The organism is Amaricoccus solimangrovi (assembly GCF_006385685.1).
In the GTDB taxonomy this organism is placed as follows: domain Bacteria; phylum Pseudomonadota; class Alphaproteobacteria; order Rhodobacterales; family Rhodobacteraceae; genus Amaricoccus; species Amaricoccus solimangrovi.
Window position 1 is genome coordinate 18,341 of sequence record NZ_VFRP01000032.1, and the last position, 18,986, is coordinate 37,326.

General features: G+C 68.4%; 15 protein-coding genes and 4 pseudogenes. 11 read left to right on the plus strand and 8 right to left on the minus strand.

The features are described from left to right. Positions 1 to 121 precede the first annotated feature (121 nt). Positions 122 to 385: a hypothetical protein gene (locus FJM51_RS20280; protein ID WP_181164666.1), complete on the minus strand. Its 264-nt coding sequence runs from the start codon at positions 383 to 385 to the stop codon at positions 122 to 124. A gap of 455 nt (positions 386 to 840) precedes the next feature. Here FJM51_RS20280 and repC point away from each other — a divergent pair, with 455 nt between their 5' ends. Next, the gene (gene repC / locus FJM51_RS20285; RefSeq protein ID WP_140455957.1) at positions 841 to 1,914 is read left to right on the plus strand and encodes a replication initiation protein RepC; all 1,074 of its coding nucleotides are present in this window, start codon (positions 841 to 843) and stop codon (positions 1,912 to 1,914) included. Beyond that, complete coding sequence (locus FJM51_RS20290) at positions 1,887 to 3,281, plus strand: hypothetical protein (RefSeq protein ID WP_140455958.1); 1,395 nt, start codon at positions 1,887 to 1,889, stop codon at positions 3,279 to 3,281. Before repC ends, FJM51_RS20290 begins: the two co-directional genes overlap by 28 nt. A 246-nt stretch (positions 3,282 to 3,527) precedes the next feature. Here FJM51_RS20290 and FJM51_RS20295 read toward each other — a convergent pair whose 3' ends face one another. From FJM51_RS20295 to FJM51_RS20310, 5 genes and pseudogenes are all read right to left on the minus strand, one after another. Further along, positions 3,528 to 4,457 carry an IS110 family RNA-guided transposase gene (locus FJM51_RS20295; protein WP_140455972.1) on the minus strand — a complete coding sequence of 310 codons (930 nt, stop codon included), beginning with the start codon at positions 4,455 to 4,457 and terminating at the stop codon, positions 3,528 to 3,530. Between the two features lie 288 nt (positions 4,458 to 4,745). Beyond that, the gene (locus FJM51_RS20300) at positions 4,746 to 5,711 is read right to left on the minus strand and encodes a LysR family transcriptional regulator (RefSeq protein ID WP_233713201.1); all 966 of its coding nucleotides are present in this window, start codon (positions 5,709 to 5,711) and stop codon (positions 4,746 to 4,748) included. A gap of 48 nt (positions 5,712 to 5,759) precedes the next feature. Next, positions 5,760 to 5,912, minus strand: a pseudogene (locus tag FJM51_RS25390) (helix-turn-helix domain-containing protein); the annotation flags it as partial. Positions 5,913 to 5,987: 75 nt separating this feature from the next. Then, positions 5,988 to 6,887, minus strand: coding sequence for an NAD(P)/FAD-dependent oxidoreductase (locus FJM51_RS20305; protein WP_140455960.1), 900 nt, complete (start codon positions 6,885 to 6,887; stop codon positions 5,988 to 5,990). A gap of 56 nt (positions 6,888 to 6,943) precedes the next feature. Beyond that, complete coding sequence (locus tag FJM51_RS20310) at positions 6,944 to 7,327, minus strand: hypothetical protein (RefSeq protein WP_140455961.1); 384 nt, start codon at positions 7,325 to 7,327, stop codon at positions 6,944 to 6,946. Between the two features lie 493 nt (positions 7,328 to 7,820). Between FJM51_RS20310 and FJM51_RS20315 the strand changes: the two genes are divergently transcribed. Continuing rightward, the gene (locus FJM51_RS20315) at positions 7,821 to 9,536 is read left to right on the plus strand and encodes a UGSC family (seleno)protein (protein WP_140455962.1); all 1,716 of its coding nucleotides are present in this window, start codon (positions 7,821 to 7,823) and stop codon (positions 9,534 to 9,536) included. Positions 9,537 to 9,669: 133 nt separating this feature from the next. On the opposite strand, the gene FJM51_RS20320 is transcribed toward FJM51_RS20315, so the two are convergent. After that, positions 9,670 to 10,914, minus strand: coding sequence for an aminotransferase class V-fold PLP-dependent enzyme (locus FJM51_RS20320; RefSeq protein WP_140455963.1), 1,245 nt, complete (start codon positions 10,912 to 10,914; stop codon positions 9,670 to 9,672). A 261-nt stretch (positions 10,915 to 11,175) separates the two neighbouring features. Here FJM51_RS20320 and FJM51_RS20325 point away from each other — a divergent pair, with 261 nt between their 5' ends. The 7 genes and pseudogenes from FJM51_RS20325 to FJM51_RS20355 form a co-directional block, all read left to right on the plus strand. Then, positions 11,176 to 11,412, plus strand: a complete 237-nt coding sequence (locus FJM51_RS20325) for a sulfurtransferase TusA family protein (protein ID WP_140455964.1) — start codon at positions 11,176 to 11,178, stop codon at positions 11,410 to 11,412. A 26-nt stretch (positions 11,413 to 11,438) separates the two neighbouring features. Beyond that, positions 11,439 to 11,801, plus strand: coding sequence for a DsrE family protein (locus FJM51_RS20330; RefSeq protein WP_140455965.1), 363 nt, complete (start codon positions 11,439 to 11,441; stop codon positions 11,799 to 11,801). An 8-nt stretch (positions 11,802 to 11,809) separates the two neighbouring features. Beyond that, positions 11,810 to 12,319: a hypothetical protein gene (locus tag FJM51_RS20335; RefSeq protein WP_140455966.1), complete on the plus strand. Its 510-nt coding sequence runs from the start codon at positions 11,810 to 11,812 to the stop codon at positions 12,317 to 12,319. Positions 12,320 to 12,322: 3 nt separating this feature from the next. Then, on the plus strand, positions 12,323 to 13,894 hold the full coding sequence (locus FJM51_RS20340) for a hypothetical protein (protein ID WP_140455967.1): 1,572 nt from the start codon (positions 12,323 to 12,325) through the stop codon (positions 13,892 to 13,894). A 7-nt stretch (positions 13,895 to 13,901) separates the two neighbouring features. Continuing rightward, complete coding sequence (locus FJM51_RS20345; protein WP_140455968.1) at positions 13,902 to 15,401, plus strand: 5-methyltetrahydropteroyltriglutamate--homocysteine methyltransferase; 1,500 nt, start codon at positions 13,902 to 13,904, stop codon at positions 15,399 to 15,401. 92 nt (positions 15,402 to 15,493) lie between these two features. Beyond that, positions 15,494 to 16,441: pseudogene (locus FJM51_RS20350) on the plus strand (IS630 family transposase). Positions 16,442 to 16,639: 198 nt separating this feature from the next. Next, positions 16,640 to 16,960, plus strand: a pseudogene (locus tag FJM51_RS20355) (IS5 family transposase); the annotation flags it as partial. Positions 16,961 to 17,215: 255 nt separating this feature from the next. On the opposite strand, the gene FJM51_RS20360 reads toward FJM51_RS20355, so the two are convergent. Further along, complete coding sequence (locus FJM51_RS20360) at positions 17,216 to 18,241, minus strand: IS110 family RNA-guided transposase (protein WP_140455969.1); 1,026 nt, start codon at positions 18,239 to 18,241, stop codon at positions 17,216 to 17,218. Positions 18,242 to 18,315: 74 nt separating this feature from the next. On the opposite strand from FJM51_RS20360, the pseudogene FJM51_RS20365 reads away from it, so the two are divergent. Further along, positions 18,316 to 18,741 (plus strand): annotated as a pseudogene (locus FJM51_RS20365) (IS5 family transposase); the annotation flags it as partial. Positions 18,742 to 18,986: the final 245 nt, after the last annotated feature.

The following is an 18,986-nucleotide window of genomic DNA, read 5'->3' on the forward strand; positions in this document are numbered from 1 at the left end:
GGCCGCGATCAGGTCGAGATGCGAGAGTTTCCAGCGGAGGAAGACGTCGCCGCCGCCGAACTCCGGGACTTCCCCCGTCCTCGGGAACGGGATGACCTGGCCGGTCCGCGCGGTCGCGCGCTCAGAGCTTGCCGGCCCCGTCCGGGAGCACCGGGACCGGGACTTCGAGATCCTCGGGGTGGTAGATCCGCCAGTAGCCGACGATGCCCCGCGTGGACTTGACGACGCGGACCTCGCCGGTGCGTCCCTCGTAGACGGGTTGCTCCTCGCCATCGGGACCGATGCCATGCATCTCCCAGAACAGCTTGTCGTCGTCGCCGACGAAGGGCTTGAAGCGGAGTCGTCCTCCGTTCGCAATGAAGTTGCGCAAGCCGTCACTGGTCAATACCCGCGATTTTTTCTGATCCATGCCCTGCCCTGATCCTCGTTGGCGGATCAGAACATTATCCAACGTGCCATCGTGGCGCTACATGGCCGATGGGTCACAACCCAACATTCTCGCGGCATCATCCTTGTTTCAATACGCGATACGAAAAAAAATCAAACATGCACAAAAATTCAGTTTAAGGCCGCTTTCGGGGTTGGCTCTATCGGATAGGTTGCGATAGCTACCGCGTCAACCTCAACGACGGAGAGAATTGTGCATCGGCTGGCGATAACGCCCGGCCAAAAGAGTAACCCCCCGGCGGCACGGGCCACCGAGGAGAAGCAGTCCAAAGTCTTGGAAGTGACAGCCCAAGCCTAGGATCTTCCCCATGATATGACAAGGAAAAACGCCGCTTCGGCGAACAGGACCGCCCTGTCCTTCCCGTCCCGCCGGTTTACCCGGAGAGAAGACCCATGCCCGACGCGATATCAGGCGCGCCAAGCTCACACGCTGGGCGATACTCGCATAAGGAGTTGTTTCGACTCCTCGACGACGCCGTGCTCGCCCTTGGCTTGCCGGACGGCGTCCAGCGCACCGCGCAGGTCCTGATCCGGTTCATCCCGTCGGACGCGCCGGTGCCGGTGAGCCCGATCCGGGTCCAGGACCTCGCCGAGCAGCGCGACGTCGATCCCCGCACGGTGCGCGCGCATATCCGCCGGCTGATCGCACTCGGTCTCGTCGAGGATACCTCGCTCGGCGGCGGGCATCGCGTGATCCACCGCCGGTCCGGCCGGATCGTCGCGCTGCGCGGCATCGACTTCGCGCCGATGCTGGCGCGCGCCGACGCGTTGCGCGCCGAAGCGGCGGCGATCCGGCTCGGACAGGAGGAGCGCCTCCGGCTCCGCGCCGAGATCTCCGCGCTGCGCCACCGCTTCCGGAAAAGCGCCGCGACCGCTTGCGCGCGCATCCTCGAGGCCTTCGCCGCGCTGCCCCGGCGCTACGGACACCTGCCCGGCGCCGCGCTCTCCGCGTTGCGCGATCGCCTGATTCAGTTGGTCGCGGCGGCCACTCCGATCGAATGCGACGAGGCGGTGCCGGGAGCGTCGCCAGTCGAGCCGCCGTGCCCGAAACCGTCCGACCAGTCGGACGAATACCGCCGACCTGACCTTCTCGAAGAGGGAAGAAAGCTTGTTACGCCGGACCTCGACGTGGGCGCCGTCGCCGATACTCTTCCCCCTGCCTGGCACGCCGAACTGGCGCGCGGCGGTCCGTGGAGCTGGACCGGCTTCATTGCCACCGCCCATGCGCGGTCCATCGCGCTCGGCGTGCCCCGGGCGACCTGGGACGCGGCGGTCGCCACGCTGGGACGGCATAACGCGGCGCTGCTCACGCTCGCGGCCGGGGCCGAACACATCCGTTGCCCGGCCGCCTGGATGCGCGCGCTCGTCAGCCGCGCCGGCGAAGGATCGCTCGATCTCTCCGCCAATCTCCGTTCCCTGATCTCACGAAGGATTCGCGAATGCTCCGGTTCCTCTCTCCGCTGTTAGCCCTCACCGCGCTGGCGTTTCCCGGTCCGCTCGCGCGTCCCGCCACCGCGCAGGACGGAACCTACGACATGGACTGCGCGGTTATCCTCTGCATGGCCGGCGGCTTCCCGGCGGTCGCGGAATGCGACCGCGCCTATGACTACATGATCGACCGGATCACCGATCATCCGCCGAAATCGCCATTCGGAGTCTGTTCGATGGCCGATGGCAGGAGCTATGACGGCTACGACCTCGACTACGCAATCGGATATCGCGGGGCGGCGAGCTCATACTCCTGCCCGGCCGGAACCCGGCTCCATCTCGAGGCCGGCGCGCCGGTCACCGCCTTCTGCTACCAGACCATCGCGCCGGTCATCCAGCCGAACGGGCTCTGCGTCGACAGCTATCGCGGCATCACCGCCGCCACGTTCCGCCAGTTCCGGGCCGAGCTGACCGTCGAGCCCGGCACCGACGCCGAATGGGCCGCGCCCGAGACCGTCATCGAGACCGAGGTCGCGCCACCCGCGCGCTACGAGACGCCCTGCGGGGGCGGCGATGTCGCGGTGGTCGGCGGCGGGGACGAGGGCGTTCCCCCGGCGTTCGAAGACTGCGTCCCGGCCTGGAGCCCGCCCGCGACCGAGTTCTGCGACTTCGCCTTTCCGCTCGCCCGCGCCAACCTGCACGACTACGACCTGAGCGATCCCCGGATGGAGCGCGTCAGCTGCGGCCCCGGCCCGGATGGCGGGACCGCGATGGCGGTGCGTCAGTACGCCGGCGCCGAGGTCTCGCTGATGAGCATCGGCCGCCATGCCTTCCCCGAGGCGATGAAGGCGGCCGAGGTCGTCCGGCTCTCGGCGGAGTTCTACATCCCGTCGAGCTACGACTGGACCTATGCCGGCCGGCTGCCGCTCGGCATCAACGTCGGCCCCTGGACCTCGGGCGGCAAGACCGGCGCCCGTCAGTCCGGCTCCAGCATCCGGCTCCATGTCTGGCCCGACAATGGCGGCACGCTCGGCATCTACAGCTACAACTTCGACCGCAGCTCGAGCGGCGCGGTCGATCGCGGCGTCACGAAGCAATGGGGCCAGGGCGCCGCGAAGGTGACCGCGCGGCTGCCGCGCGACCAGTGGATCACCGTGGTGCTCGAACTCGCGCTCGACAGCCCCGGCGCCGATCGCGACGCCGCCGGCATCAGCCTCTACGACGCCGCCGGCCGGCTGATCGGCGCGGACAGCAGCGGGCCCCGGCTGACCTACCGCCGCGCCGGCGACGACACCGGCTTCACCGGCGCGATCTTCGACGACAAGCTCAATTCCAGCGCCGCCCGGGCGGCGAGGAACCAGCAGTACTACGTCCGGAACTGGCAGGGGCAGGCCTGTGGGCGGTAGGCCTGTTTCCCCCCTCCCGCGTCGCTCCGCCAATGGACGAGCTCCGGAAGGCCGGATCGCTCCGCGAGGCGAGGCGCTCCCGGATGGGGGCGAACCGGTCGAAGCGCATCCCGAGCGTGGACGGGATTGCGACCTCGCCGGAGGCGCGCGCTCCGCGTCGACGCCGGCCGGAGCCTCGGCCCGTCGACTCCATAGACCTCTCGGTGCGCGTCGATGAACGCCTTCATCGCTTCAAGCAACTGTCTTTCAGACCTCCGACCCGCGGTAGTCTTGACCTGAGCGGACCATCGCATTGAGGATGGTCAGGAGCTTTCTGGCGCAGGCGGTGATGGCGACCTTGAAGGGCTTTCCCGCGGCCTGGAGGCGGTGACGGAAAGCCTTGAAGCGCGGGTCGCGGCAGCTTGCGACGAAAGCGGCGAGATAGAGCGCACGGCGGACTTCCGCCCTTCCGCCCCAGACGTGGCGCTTGCCGCGGGAAAGGCCGCTGTCGCAGGCATGGGGCGCGAGCCCCGCCAGCGCGGCGATCCTGCGATGGTCGAGGCAACCGAGTTCCGGCAAGCGCGCCACCAGCGTCGCTGAGACGAGCGGCCCGACGCCGGGTACCGAGCGCAGGCGGCGAGCCACCACGTCCAACCGTTCGCAGGCGCCGAGAAGTCCGGCGATCTCCGCTCCGAGCACGGCGAGATGGCGCTCCAGGACCCGGACGATCCGAGCGATTTCGCGGGCGATCCAAGGATCGCGCGCCGTGGCGCCGCGGCTCTTCTCGGCCCGGATCATGCCGCCGAGGTCGTCGCGGCGGGCAATGAGATCGGCGAGTCGGGCGCGGTCGGGATCCTCGGGATGGGTCGGGGCGAGATCGAGCGCTTGGCCCATGCGTGCGAGAACCTCCGCGTCGACCCGGTCGGTCTTGGCGAGCCTGCCGGTTGCTCGAGCGAAGTCTCGCGCCTGCCGAGGGTTTACCCGAGCGAAGGCAACCCCGGCCCGGACCAGCGCGGCGGCGAGAGTGCGTTCATAACCGCCGGAGGCTTCAAAGACCACAAAATGGCCGGCAGCGATCTTGGCGAAGCGAGCGAGGGCAGCCTTTGTCGTGGCTATACGCTGCCGGCTACCCGACGAAAGCGAGAAGACGTCGATCCAGTCCTTGGCGACATCGACGCCGAAGACATCCTGTGGCAAGGTCATGAGGAGCCTGTCCTTGATCTGCGGGGTCGGCCGATGACACGGCGCCCCATGCAACTGTTCAGGTTCAAGCGCAGACGGCGGACGAGCCCCGCGCTATAGTACGGGGTTGATCTCCCAAGGGCGGGTCGGGGTCTCGTCCGTCAGGAACAGTATCGCAGATCACCAGGAGACAAGGGCGGGATTCTCTTCGTCATGGCTCCAGTCTCTCAAGAGTTGGAGCCTCTGGGCAACCCGGGGCGGTGCAGACAAGCGTGATCCGTCGCGTCGAAATCGTCAAAGCGGTCACCCAGTCCCCCAACCCCTGATTTCGGCGATGAGCGCCTCGGCGGCCAACGAGAGGCTGGCGCCCTCGCGGCGCACGAGGGCCACCTCGCGCTCGATCGAGAGCCGGCCTAGGTCGAGGGGGGCGAGAAGTCCGGCGTCGATTTCGAATTGGAAAAGCCTGAGCGAGATGAAGGCGACCATGTCGGATGCCGCGAGGAGCCCGCGGATCATGCTCAGGTCGGCGGCCTGCACCGCGGGTCGTGGTGGAGGCAACTTCTCCTCGATGAACCGTGCCTCGAAGAGCGCACGGTTCATCGAACTGCGCCAGGGCAGGATCCAGCGAAGCGCCGACACCTCGCGCAGGGTCAGCGGTCCAGCACTGGCCAGAGGGTGGCCCGCGCAGCCGAGCACCGCCATCTCGTCGCGCAGCAAGGGCTCGACCACGAGCCCCTTGGGCTCGAAGCCCGGGCCCGGCACCGTGACCACGGCGTCGATCTCGCCGGAGCGGAGCCGAGCGACAAGGATCTCGGCCGGGGCCTCGACCATCTGCGCCTGGATGCCGGGCGCGCGGGCGAGGCAGGTTCCGATCGCGCGCGGCAGGAGATCCGCCCGCGCCATCGGCAGCGTGCCGATCACCGCCGCGCCGACGACGGCGCCCTCGGCGGAAGCGAGCTCGGAGGCCGCGTGCCGGAGTTCGGCGCGGATGCGGCGCGCGCGCAGGAGCAGCCGCGACGCGGGATCGGTCGGTGTCATGCCCTGCAGACCGCGGTGAAACAGCCGGAAGCCGAGCGCCGCCTCGATCCGGGCGAGGGCCATACTGGCCCCGGCCTGGCCGATGCCGAGCGCCGCCGCGGCCGAGGAAACGGCGCGCGTGTCCGCGAGCGTGAGCAGGAGCAGGAGCTTGCGGCCGTCGTGGAGCAGGTGGCGCGGCGCGGTCGGTGAGCCCTGCCCGGATCGGGCGAGATCGGCAGTCGCGGCCGTCACCTCCTCCTCGATGCGAGCCAGGCGCGCGAGAAGCGTTCGCCCATAGGCATTGGCGCGGAGGCCGCCGGCGGTACGCTCGAAAAGCGCGACGCCGGCCGCCGCTTCCGCCTCGGAGACCCCGCGGGTGACGGACGACACCAATTTGTAGAGGGTTCGTGCCGCGCCGGTCATCGCGCCATGCGCCGCGACACCCGCGACGATCGCAGCGCGCGCAGATGAAGAAAGAGCTGCTCCGCGACGTCCTAGGGCGAGGACTCGGCCCGGGCGGCGGGCGCGTCAGCCAAGCGCGGCGGCGACACGCGCGCCATCCTCCCCGGCTTCCCTGAGCCCGCCCCGGAATCCCGAGCGGACGGAACCCGCCGCCCAGAGGCCGGGCAGCCCAAGCCGGCCGCCCTCCTCCGCGACGAGGCCGCCATCGGCGCCGCGTGGCAGCGACGGGGGTACGAGCCGCGTATCCGCCGCGCCGCCCGCGAGGATGAAGACACCGGCGCAGGCGCGCGTCGCGGGTCCGGACGGGGTGAGGAGCGTCGCGCCCGTCACGCCCTCCTCCGACGTGCCATGGATGGCGCCGAGGCGGCTCTCGCGCAGGAGGTGGACATTGGTGGCGGCGAGCACCGGCTCCACGAGCGCCGCGCGGGCGCGCGGGCGGGCTCCGCGCAGGACGATGGTGACCGAGCGGGCGAAGCGCGCGAGGATCGCGGCCTCCTGGAAGGCCGCGTCGCCGCCGCCGACCACGAGCGCGTCGCGGTCCCGGACTCGCGGGCCGTCGCAATCCGCGCAGCGGGAGACGCCGCTTCCCGCGAATTCCGCCTCGCCCGGAACACCAAGCGCGCGGGGGCGGGTGCCCGTCGCGAGGATGACGTGACGCGCGTGGTGGCTGCCGGAGGGCAGGCTCATCCGCCATCCGCCGCGCGGCTCGGGCGAGAGGTGGGTGGCGGCTTCGAAATAGGGGACGATGCCCCCATCCATGTTCTCCATCGCGACGATCGCGCCGAGATCGGGGCCGGAGCCGGTGAAGGGGACCGGCGAGGGGTCGAGCCGGAGCACGGTCGCGACCGCGCCGCCCGCCATCACCGCCTCGCAGGTCGCGACCGTGAGACCCCGGTCCCGTGCGGCCCGCGCCGCGCGGAGTCCGGCGTAGCCCTGGCCGATCACGATGAGATCGAAGTCGTGCATGGCGCTCTGGCACCGGCCGCCCCGGCGCGAGGCCCAGGCGCGCGCGGCGTCCTCTCTCAGGCGTCGGCGCTCTCGAGCGCGCTGAGGCGCTCGCGGGCGGCGTCGAGCTGCGCGGCCAGCTGCTCCTTGGCGAGCGCGATCGCGCTGTCCTTGGCAGCGGCGAGCAGTTCCTCCTTGGCGTGGCTCTCGTGGAACTGCCAGACCTGCGCCTCGCCGCGATCGACGCGGGCATGGACGCTGCCCGGCGCGTCGCCGGACTCGACCCAGACCTGCCAGAAGACCGGCCCCACCCAGCCGGTGATCGAACCCGCGGGCTTGCCGACATGGACGATGACATTGTCGCGAGAGAGATCCTTCACGAGACCGTGCTCACCCAGGATCTGGATGTCGAGCCGCTGGTCGTTCCTCAGGGCCTCAATGGCCGCCGCGTCGTATTGCATGGGTTTCCTCCTTGGTGAACGCGCTTGATGCTGGCGCGGGCTCGTTCGGCACCGCCGTCCATATCGGGGTCGCGGAGTGCGCCCCATGCCTCGACCCATAGGGCAAAGGTCGCCGCTGGCCTATCTCGCATCACCAAATCGCAAGGTCCGGCGACAGAGATGGACCGTCGATACCAGCCACGAAGGCTAGGTCGCTGGGCTTGGCAGCGCCGCCGCGACGATAAATTCGTCGCCATCTCAGATGGTTATTCGACGTGTCGCGGTTCCGTCTCACCACGGCGCGGCCCGTGGGCGATGGATGCCAGAACCTTGGGCATCACAACAATGCAAGACCGAGCGACATCGCAGGCATTGTGACGAACGGACCACCCAGACTAACTGAGGCCCAGCGAGACAAATAACCCCAGTCCGCTGAAAAAATGGGAAGACAGGCATGCACTGTTCTCGTCAATCCATATTATTTTTCTTGTTTTCTGAAATAATGGAGGAAATTATGGATCTTAATAGCTATGAAGTTGTCTGGCCGCGCGGCCGTCAGTTCAAGGACGGATCCCGCCTCGCACGGCGCCTCCAGACGCTCGAAGGCAAGACGATCGCCCAGCTCTGGGACTGGATCTTCAAGGGCGACAAGATGTTCGAGGTCTGGGAGCGCGAACTGAAAAAGCGCTACCCGGGGGTGAGCTTCGTCGACTGGCGGGAGTTCGGCGAGATCCACGGGCATAACGAGCGCAAGGTGCTCGAGTCGCTTCCGGAGAAATTCGCCCGCTTCGGCGTCGATGCGGCGCTGGTCGGCGTCGGCTGCTGCGGAAGCTGCACCGCCGGCGTGACGCCCGCGGCGATCCATATCGAGAAGATGGGCATTCCCACGGTCTCGATGATCTGCTCGGGCTTCGAGATGCAGGGCAAGATGACGGCCAAGGGCCTCCAGATGCCGAACCTGCCCTATACGGTTCATCCGGGCCATGTGAACTTCGCCACCGACGAGGAGCTTGATCGCATCGCGGCGGGCGTCATGCTCGACCAGGTGATCCGCGGCCTGACCGTCCAACCCACCGAGGAGGCGCTGAGCACCGAACCCGGCGCGACCGATGTCGTCTTCCGCGGCAACTACAACGCGGTGCAGCAGGAGTTCCTGAAGAACGAATGGAGCGAGGGCCTGCCGGTGGTGCCGCCGACGCGCGAGGCCGTCGAGGAATTCCTGCGGTTCACCGATCGCGACCCGGACGAGGTTCTCGGACTGGTGCTGCCCGACAACCGCGAGGCGACGGTCTGGAACATCGCGGTGAACGGCGTGATCTCCGGCTGCCGGCCGGAATACATGCCGGTTCTCCTCGCCCTCGTCGACGCGATGGTCGATCCGACCTTCGGCGTGGAGCACCTCGGCCAGACGCCCGGCACCGAGACGCTGATCATCGTCTTGGGCAAGATAATCAAGGATCTGAAGTTCAACCACGGTCAGGGCCTCCTGCGTCCGGGCTTCCAAGCCAATACCTCGATCGCGCGGTTCTGGCGGATGTACCTGCGCAACATCGGCGGCTTCCTGCCCGGCAAGGCGGACAAGGGCTGCTATGGCGGCAACTTCCGCATCGTCGTCGCCGAGGACGAGGCCGCCTGCGCGGAAGTGAGCTGGCCGACCCACGGCGAGGACGAGGGGCTGAGGCGCGGCGAGAACGCGGTCACGATCACCGCCTGCACCGAGATGACCCAAGCGATCGAGGTGGGCGACCCGGAGCCCGAGCAGATCCTGAAGAACATCGAGGCCCGCATGGCCGACAACAACATGTTCATCCAGTTCTTCTTCCGGGGCATGGTGACGCGGCCGACCGTGATCCTGACGCCGCTCATCATGCGCCAGCTGGCCGCGAAGGGCTGGACCAAGGAAGCGGTGCGCCGCCACCTCTACGAAAACGCCAAGCTCCGGGTCTCGCGGCTCTCGGGGATGATCCTCAACCGCTTCTACAAGGGCATCAACGACAGGAACTGGCCCGAGCAGCTCGGCACCTCGATGGATGTGGAGCGCGACATCCAGATGGTCTCGAAACCCGAGGATTTCCTCATCGTCATCGCGGGAGACCCGGCGCGCGACCATGTGATGATCGGCTCGAGCAATGGCTACATCGGCTTCCCGGTAACGAAGCGCGTGACCCTGCCGGCCGATTGGGACCGGCTTCTGTCGGGCGAGACGGAGAAGATCGCCGAGCTCGCCTGAGAAGCGGGGCAGTCACGGGACGGGCGCGCTCGCGCGCCGGTCTCCCGAACGAGGAAGCCGCCGCGGTCCCGCGGCAGTCTTCTTGATACCGGCCTCCACCGGACTGACTGACGGGGCGGCGCGGAGCGGCCCGTTATACGGAGCCTCCGGGCAGCGCCTCGCGGGCGACCGCCGCCCGCGCGAGATCCCTGACCGCGTCGCAGAAGAGCTCGACCTCCGCCTGGGTCGTGTAGAGGCCGAAGCTCGCGCGGCAGAGCGCCCCCACGCCAAGCGTCCGCAGGAGCGGGCGCGAGCAGAAGCTCCCAGCGCGCGTCGCGATGCCGAGGCGGTCGAGTTCGACCGCGATCTTCCGGGCATCCAGTCCGGCGATCTCGAAGGAGAGGATCGGGCCGGAATCGTCGGCACCCCACACGCTGACGCCCTCGATCCCGGAGAGCCGGCGCCGGGCATGGGCGCGCAGCCCCCGCTCGTGCGCGGCCACCTGCTCCATTCCCAGCCGCGTGAGGTATCGCAGCGCCACGCCGAGGCCGATCTGCGGGACGATGGCCGGCGTGCCGGCCTCGAACCGGAGCGGGAGGCCGGCATAGACTACGCCCTCGCGCGTGACGTCGCGGATCATGTCGCCGCCGCCCCGGAACGGCCGCGTTTCCGCCATCCGCTCCCGCCGCGCGTAGAGGGCGCCCGATCCGCTCGGGCCATAGAGCTTGTGGCCGGTGATCGCATAGAAATCGCACCCGATCGCCGCGACATCGACGGATGTATGCGCGGCCGTCTGCGAGCCGTCGACCAGCACCGGCACCCCGCGCTCCGCCGCGCCCCGGCAGATCGCCGCGACATCGACGAGACCTCCGAGCACGTTCGACATGTGCGAGACCGCCACCAGCCGGGTGCGCGGCCCGATCGCGTCGAGCACCGCGCCCGGGTCGAGCGTGCCGCCCTCCCCGAGATCGACCCACCGCAGCCTCACCCCCTGACGTTCGCGCAGGAAGTGCCAGGGAACGATGTTCGCGTGATGCTCCAGGGCCGAGAGCACGATCTCGTCGCCCTCCCGAAGCCGGGGCGCCGCCCAGGCGTAGGAAACGAGATTGATCGCGTCGGTCGCCCCGGAGGTGAAGATGATCTCCTCCTCCGAAGCGGCTCCGAGGAAGCGGGCGACGATCTCGCGGGTCGATTCGTATCGTTCCGTCGCAAGACTGGACAGGTAGTGAAGGCCGCGATGGACATTCGCGTATTCGTTTTCATAGGTCTCCGCGATCGCCTCGATCACCGCGCGGGGCTTCTGCGCCGAGGAGGCGGTGTCGAGATAGACGAGCGGATGGCCGTCCACCTCGCGCGACAGGATGGGAAAATCAGCGCGCACCGCCTCGACGTCGTACATTTGGAACCTCCTTTCAGGCTCGGGTGTGTCATAGCCCGGTCTCTCCCGCCGCGCCCTGCCGAGTTGTTGTCCGGCCCTCACCTGGCGTGACCCCCCTCAGCTTTTCTCACGGCTGTGTAACAGCGTTCGATCGCACGGCGGCGAGAATACCGCCTATGGTCCCGGCCAAGGACTTCCTCCCCGGACTGGGCTGCCCGGCGCCTGCCGGGCGGCCGCTTCTTTTCGCGGGCGGACGCGCCGGACAGCCCAGGGGAGCCGCGGATGAACGGGGAGAGTGAGGAGCGCTGGGACGCGGGGGAGCTTGGCTGCGGCGAGCTCGTCGTGCTGCTCCGGATGCGCCTGCGGCGGATGCCGGGCCGGATACTCCACCTGATCGCCCGGGACACCGGGGCCGCCGAGGACCTGCCTGCCTGGTGCCGGATGACCGCCAACACGCTCGAACGTCACGACCCGGCGACTGCGAGCTTCTGGATCCGCTCGAAGTCTGACTGGAACTGAGAACAACACTGGTACCGGAGGGAAGAATGCCCGGAAAATTCGTCGTCTCGATCACCTGCGCCAAGGACGACACTGACAAGGCGACGGTGGGCTTCGTCGTCGCGAACGCCGCCGCCGCCTCGGACAAGGACACGGTCGTCTTCCTCTCGACCGAGGGCACGCGCCTGTCACAGAAGGGGTACGCCGATGACATCCACGAGGAAGGCTTCGCGCCGCTCGGCGAGCTGATGGCGAGCTTCGCCGAGGCGGGCGGCGTCATCTATGTGTGCTCGCCCTGCTTCAAGAAGCGCGGGCTCGACGAGGACAATCTCGTCTCGGGCGCGAAGGTGGTCGGCGGCGCGAAACTGGTCGAGTTCATGAGCGACGGCGTCTCCTCGGTCAGCTACTGAGGCGCGCGATGATCCCGGTCCGCCTGATGCTCGCGACCTTCCTGCTCGTTGCCCTCAGCTATGTCGCGCTCTCCTTCGCGCTCTTCGAGATGCCCGCGACCGAGACCGCGGCCGCGGATTGCGGCTTCCTCCCCGGCGAGTTCGTCTCGGCGGGCGAGCTCACCTTCGGCAGGACCGAGGCCTTCGCGGTGAGCTTCGTTCGCAAGCAGGAATATCTCACCGCCGCGTCGCTCGGCCTCGCCGGGGCCTTCCTCGCCTTCGCGCTCACCGCCGGCCGGCGCGGCGGCGCGGCCTCCGCGGGGGCGGCGGCCGGAGGCGGGCTGATGGCGCTCGGCGCGGTCTGCGTCGGCTGCCTCGCGCCGGCGCTCTCGGTCGTCGGGCTCGGCGTGCTCGGGAGCCTCTTCGCCGGGGTGCCCAAGGCGCTCCTCTTCCTCAACACGCTCGCGCTCACCGGCTGGGGCACGCTCTACCTCTCCCGCCGCCTCGCCACCTGCTCCCCCGCCGCATCGAGGGCCTGACCGATGAAATCGCTGCTGCTCGCCTGCGCCGCGCTCCTCGCGGGCCCCGCTTTCGCCCCCGCCTACGCGGATGACGCGGCGCTGCTCACCCCGGCGAAGCCCGGCTGGCCGCTCGCCCATCCGATCGCGACCGCCGACATTCCCACCCCGCCCTTCTCGCTCCCGACGGAGCGCGGCGTGAAGCCGGCCTATGTCGCCTCCCTGCCCGGCCTGCCGCAGGGGCGCAAGATGACCGACGACTTCGGCCGCGAGACGCTCAAGTACGATGGCGTCTTCATCCGCGGCAGCCGGGTCGAGAATGGCGAGGTGGTGATCCCGCCGGGCGGCCTCGCCTATCTCGAGGACACCTGGGGCGGCGAGGTGGCGCTGCGCGGCGAGAAGGTGCCGATGCTCGGCCGCGACGTGACCTATGTCGATTACGACATGTCGATCGTGGTGAAGCATGACGTGACGATCCCCGCCGGCCAGGCGGTCGCGGTCGGAGGCACGGTCTATCAGTACTACGCCACCGTGGGCCACGAGCAGATGGCCAACAACACGCTGCATGTGAAGACGATCGCGGGCACAGACTGGGAATGGGCCTTCGGTTCCCCGGTGCTCTCGGCGGGCGAGACCGGCTGGTGGGGCGACCGCTTCGCCCAGCTCTACAACCAGGGTCAGGCGCGCGAGATCAAGCGCGAGGCGATCACTTTCGACTGGCTCTCGGGCGTGCGCATGGACCGGATGCTCTACGCGACCGACCCGCTCTTCGCCGGGCTCGCGGGTGCGGGTGACAGCTGGAAGGTCGGCGGCCGCGAGCTCCGGGTCGCGGCGGTGGACGAGACCGCGGGAACCGTGACGCTGGAGCTTCTCGCGGACAGCAAGGTGACGGTGACCCGCGTGCTCGGGCCGGTCCAGGCCGACCGACTGATCGAGGACGACACGGCGCGCAAGGCGCTGGTCTTCGAGGATGGCGACATGGTCGCCTTCCTGTCGCCCTGGCCGAAGGGCTTCGACGGTGGCAAGGCGAGCCTCAAGGTCTACGGCGGCGCCTTCGCGCTCGGCTACGGCGCGGATTACGCGCGCGATCCCCGGTTCGCGAGCTGGCCCGTCGGCTGCCCGACCGGCCATTCCTTCGGCTACATGCTCACCAACAAGGACGAGATCCGCCTCCGCCCGGGAGAGGCCTACGCGGGTCCGGAAGGCTATTTCAAGGTCGTGGTCGACGCCGCCGACGGCGCGGCCGTCACCGCCTGGCATGTCGAGGACCGCGACGGGAACCGCTCGATCAATCTCGGCGGGCCGGAAGTCGCCAATGTCGATCTCGTGCTCGGTCAGGGCCGGGTCGCGGGTCAGGCGATCCTGAAGGACATCGGCCGCGCCATGCTCACCCGCGCCTATGGCGCCGAGGTCGCGCTTCAGAACGCGGCCGCGCCCGAAGGTGCGCCGGCCGCGGCGCCGGTCTCGGAGCCGCCGGTCTCGGAGGCCGCGGTCGCGCCCGCGGCCGGACTGACCCCCGCGCTCGGCCTCGCCTGCGCGGTTCTCGCGCTGGCCTCGGGCGCGGTCGGCTACGAAGTCGCCCGGCGCGGGAAGTGAGGCGGCGATGGATCCCGTCGCCCGCCACGACCACCAGCCCGATGTGTCCTTCGACGGCGGCGATCTCGATTGCGGCAACGGGCTGCTCCTGCTGATCCGCCGTCACATCGACCCGCTGCCGCGCGGCGGGCTCCTCGAGATCCGCTCGACCGAGATCTCTGTCGACGAGGACCTGCCCGCCTGGTGCCGGCTGACCGGCAACGAGCTCGTCTCCTGGACCAAGGTGGCGAAGCAGCGCGCCTTCCTCGTCTGCAAGGGGCGGCTGGACGAGCGCGAGGCGCGGCGACCCCCCACCGCTCGCGCGCCCGAGCCGGTTCCGGCCGAGGCGCCGCGCGCCCGCGTGCCGGTGGCCCCGCCGCCGGTCCCGCCGCTCGCTGTGACCGGCATGGGCTCTTGGCCGCGGCCGCGCTGGATGATCGAGGCCATGCACGCCCATGTCGAGGGGCGGCTCGGCGAGGCGGAATTCCAGGAGACCGCGAACGACGCCGTTCGCCTCGCCATCGCGGCGCAGGAACGCGCGGGCGTCGATCTCGTGACCGATGGCGAGCAGCGGCGCGACAGCTACGCGAGCTTCGTCGCGAGCCGGCTCGACAATTGCCAGCTCATCCCGCTGACCGATCTGCTGCCCCTCGTCGATCACGCCGAGGAATTCGAGGCTGAGCTACGCGCGCTCGACATCCCGGCGGGCGATGTAAGGCATCCGGCGGTCTTCGGCCCGCTCCGCCGGTCGCGGCCCTTGGTGGCGCACGAGGTCGACTTCGCGCGCACGGTGACGCGCGCGCCGGTCAAGGTCGCCCTGCCCGGCCCCTATCTGCTCACGCGGACGATGTGGATGGAATGCATCTCCGACCACGCCTATCCGAGCCGCGAAGCCCTCGCCGAGGACATCGTCCGGGTGCTGCGCGAGGAACTCGCGGAGCTCATGGACGCGGGCGCGGCGATTGTCCAGTTCGACGAGCCGGTGCTCTCGGAAGTCGTCTTCTCCGGCCCGAAGAGCAAGCGCTCCTTCATGTGCGGCGCGCTATCGGAATCGCTCGGGCCGGAGCATGAGCTCGGCTTCGCGCGCGATCTACTGAACGCCGTGCTCGACGGCGCGTCGCGCGACCGGACGGCGCTGCATGTCTGCCGCGGAAACTGGACGCCCGACGAGGCGGTTGCGCTCGCCGGCGGCTACGCGCCGCTTGTTGAGACGCTCGCGGCGGTGCGGACCGGCGCCTATCTCCTCGAGATGTGCACGCCCCGCGCGGGCGAGATGGAGGTGCTCGCCGCGCTTCCGGAGGAGGCGCGGATCGGCGTCGGGGTCGTCAACCAGAAGATCCAGACCGCCGAGGCCGTCGAGGCGGTGGCGGCGCGGATCTCCCGGGCGATCGACCTTTTCGGGCGCGAGCGGGTGCTCCTCCACCCCGACTGCGGTTTCGCGACCTTCGCGGACAACCCGATCTGCGGTGGCGGACTGGCCGAGGAGAAGCTCACGGTAATCGCAAGGGCCGTGGAGCGCTTCCGCTAGAGCGGCGCCCTTTCGGTTTGAATCGATTGGGGATTCCCAAGGCGGCCCGTTTCTGACTCTTTGCTTCGCGAGGCAGGTGTCGGAGCGGCGGGATGAGCAAAACACTGTCGATGGATCTGAGGCGACGGGCGCTGGCGGCGGTTGACGCCGGGGTGAGCCGTCGGGCGGCGGCGGGTCGCTTCGGGGTTTCGGTTTCCTCGGTGATCCGCTGGGACGCGCAACGACGCACGACGGGGAGCTTTGAGCCGAAGCAGCGGGGTGGGGATACGCGGTCACGGCGGATCGAGGCGCGGCACGCGGATGTCATGGCGGCGTTCGAGGAGGAGCGCGACCAGAGCCTCGAGGAACTGCGTGCCCGCCTGGCCGAGCGCGGCATCGCCGCGTCGAGCTCAGCCCTGTCGCGCTTCTTCCAACGTCATGGGCTGACGAGGAAAAAAGACCGGGCACGCGGTCGAGCAGGAGCGCGCGGACTTGCCTCGAGCAAGTGCCGCGCCTGGTTCGAGGCGCAGCCCGATCTCGATCCCGGCAAGCTCGTGTTCATCGACGAGACCTGGACGGCGACGAACATGGCCCGCACCCATGGGCGCTGCCGTCGGGGCGAACGACTGCGGATGGGGTTTCCTCACGGCCATTGAAAGACCACGACGCTCATCGCCGGCCTCCGCCTCGACGGCATGGTCGCCCCGATGGTTCTCGACGGTCCGGTCAACGGCGACTGGTTCGAGGCCTATGTCGCGAAGGTGCTGGCGCCGACGCTTCGCCCCGGCGACATCGTCGTCATGGACAATCTTTCCAGCCACAAGCGCGCCTCGGTCAGGGCGGCGATCGAGGCCAAGGGTGCGCGGCTCACTTTCCTTCCTCCCTACAGTCCCGACTTCAACCCCATCGAAATGGCCTTCGCGAAGCTGAAGGCGTTGCTGCGCAAGGCGGCCGAGCGAACCGTCGACGGCCTCTGGAACACCATCGGCCGCCTCGTCGACGTCTTCTCTCCCCAGGAATGCGCCAACTACTTCGCCGCAGCGGGGTATGATGCAGATTGATCGGGAAATGCTTGTCTTATGGTTTTCGACGGCTTCGAGTGAAAACGAGGCCGCTGGAGATCTGTTTACTGCAGGTCTCCAGCGGCGGGTGCGGGTCGTAAAAATGCAGGCCGTCGCAGGGCCGTGCTAGGTTCTGTTGAGATTCAGGATTCCCATGCGGTTTCGGTTCTGATTCAAGCTCCCAAAAGGGAGCGGTGAATGACGCGAATGATCCTGACGGACGCGCAATGGTCGCGGATCGAGCCGCATTGCCTGGGGAAGGCTTCGGACCCGGGTAGGACGGGAGGGGATGCGCGGCTTTTCCTCGAGGCTGTGCTGTGGATCGCGCGGACGGGAAGCCCGTGGCGTGACCTGCCGGAGATCTTCGGGAACTGGAACACGGTGTTCAAGCGGTTCCGGCACTGGGTAAAGGCCGACGTATTCAAGCGGATTTTCGATGCGCTCTCTGGTGATCCCGACCTGGAGTTCGCCATGATCGACGGCACAATCGTCAAGGTCCACCGCCACGGCCAGGGCGCAAACGTATGGCCCGCCCCGGTTGCAAGCGGCGATTGGGTGAGGACGTGAGCAGTCTGCACAAACGTATCCGGCATGTCGGCACGATGGCCTCCGCCAAGATGGAGATCCGCGCGTTCCGATCCTCATAAAGGGGCCGGCCTCGGGGGGCCATTTTGCGCCGGAGGCTTTCGAAACACCGATCGACTGTCAGGCCATCTTTCTTTCACCACTCGCAGCTTGGCGCGTCCGGCAAGGTGTTCGCCGGCCGCGTATTCGTCATGCCGGCATCGACACGGTCTCATAAATCCGTTCGTGGCGAAGCAGCGCCCACACCGTGCGGGCCATCTTCGCCGCCAAGGCGACGACGGCGACGTTGGGATGGGTTCGGGCGAGAAGTGCTCGCAGCCAGGAGCCGACCGCCGTGTCGCTCCTGGCCAGCGACGGCATGGCGGACCGAGCCCCCTGGATCAGCATCTTGCGAAGATACCGGCTGCCGCGCTTCGTGATTCCGAGAAGCTTCGGCCTGCCCCCGGTGGTGGCCTGGCGCGGCACGAGACCCAACCACGCGGCGAGGTCGCGCCCCTTGTCGAAGGTCGCCGCGTCGCCGACCGCCGCCACCAGCGCGGTGGCATTCAGCGCGCCGATGCCGGGAATGCTTGTCAGTCGCCGAGCGCGGTCGTCAGTTCTTGCCATGGTTGCAAACTCGGCATCAAAGGCGGCGATACGGCGGTCCAGTTCCTCCCAGCGGATCCGCATATCCGCGAGCAGAAACGCCATGCGCGGGCTCAAGGCGCCCGCGCCGGGCTCCAGCAATTCGCCGAGCAGGCGGCGCAGGCGGGCGTGCCCCTGCGCCACAACATGCCCGCGCTCCAGCAGAAGGCTCCTGATCTGGTTGGTCAGGGAAGTGCGCTCGCCGACCAGACGGTCGCGCACCCGATGCAGCGTCTGCACGTCGAGTTGCTCCTCGCTCTTGAGTTCGACGAAGCGCATGGTGGGCCGGGTCGCCGCTTCGGCGATCGCCTCGGCATCGCGGTCATCGTTCTTCTGGGCCTTCACATAGGGCCGCACATATTCCGGCGACATAAGCCGAACCTCGTGACCCAGCGCCGCCAGCGACCGCCCCATGTGATGGGCGCCGCGGCACGCTTCCATCGCCATCGTGCAGGGTGGCAGCTTCGCGGCGAAGGCGATCACGCCGTCGCGGCGCATCCGCCGCCGCACGATCACCGACCCATTCGTATTGAGACCGACGATGCTACAGCTGTTCTTGCCCAGATCGATGCCAAGGATCACTATGCTCATGGTCCGCTCCTTCTTCCTTTGAACACCGACATCCTACACAGACGTCGGCGGGAGGGGCGGGCCATCCATAAAGGGGGACTCAAAGCCAGGCAATCGGCAAGTCCCGAGGCGGCTGGACCACCAAGATCCTCGCGCTGACCGACGCCCTCGGCAACCTGGTGCGCTTCGAACTGCTCCCCGGCCAGCGCTACGACACGGTGGGCGTGGCGCCGCTGATCGAGGGCATCGCTTTCGAGGGTCTGATCGCCGACAAGGCCTTCGACGCCAACTGGATCATCGCCGAGCTCGACGCTCGTGGCGCGCAGGTAGTGATCTCACAGCGTCCGCACCGGCTCGAACCCCGTCAGATCGACACCGAAATCTACAAATGGCGTCACCTCATCGAGAACTTCTTCGGCAAGCTCAAGGAGTTCAAGCGCATCGCCCTACGCGCCTGCAAGACCGACGAAAGCTTCGCCGCCATGATCTACGTCGCGGCAACAATCATAGCCTCGCGATGAATCTCAACAGGCCCTAGAGTGTGATCGCATCCGTCTTTCGCTTTGACCCGAACGGATACCCGAGGAGCGAGCCTCGGACGACAAGCATGGGGTATGCGAAAGATGACCGAAGTTACCATCGGGATCGACGTCTCGAAAGACCGTCTGGACGCCCACCGTCTGCCGGATGGAGAGACGGCTGCTTTTGGCAACGACAAAGCTGGATTGAAACGGCTGATACGCTGGCTGGGAACCAACGTGCGCCG